Genomic DNA, 476 nt, shown 5'->3' on the forward strand with positions numbered 1-476 from the left:
GGCCGATCTCGACGCCGACCGCCTGCGCGTGGTGCTACCCGATGTCGGCCTGCGGCCCGTGCCGCTGCAGGTGCTGCACAGCTTCGGGCGGCGCCTGCCCGCCCGCGCGAAGGTGTTCATCGACTTCGTCGCGGCGGCACTCAACCGATCGGCGCCGGGATCAGATCCGGCTCGGGGTTGAAGTCGGTCAGGCAGTTCAGCGCCTGCGCGCGGATCGCATCGGTCATGAAGTCGATAAACACGCGGATGCGCGTGGGCAGGTGCTGCCGGCTCAGGTAGCAGAGGTAGTGCCCGCGGTCGTCGGGCGCGTAGCGGCCCATCGCCACCACCAGTTGCCCGGCGGCCAGGGGCTCGGCGATCTGGTACCCGGCCAGCTGCGCGATGCCCCAGCCCTGCAGGACCGCATGCAGGACCAGGTCGGCGTCGTTGAACGTGAGCCGCGCGGTCGGCATGACCTTGCGCAGTTGCCCCTCCAC

General features: G+C 70.6%; 1 protein-coding gene and 1 pseudogene. One reads left to right on the forward strand and one right to left on the reverse strand.

Going from position 1 to position 476, the window contains the following annotated elements:
- Nucleotides 1-181: pseudogene (locus tag AC1DKR_RS21125) on the forward strand (hypothetical protein); the annotation flags it as partial.
- On the opposite strand, the gene AC1DKR_RS21130 reads toward AC1DKR_RS21125, so the two are convergent.
- Nucleotides 141-476: LysR substrate-binding domain-containing protein (locus AC1DKR_RS21130; protein WP_478035098.1), on the reverse strand; the 336-nt coding region annotated here is incomplete at its 5' end. The pseudogene AC1DKR_RS21125 and the gene AC1DKR_RS21130 overlap by 41 nt on opposite strands.

The organism is Stenotrophomonas sp. 01N47, from assembly GCF_056399165.1.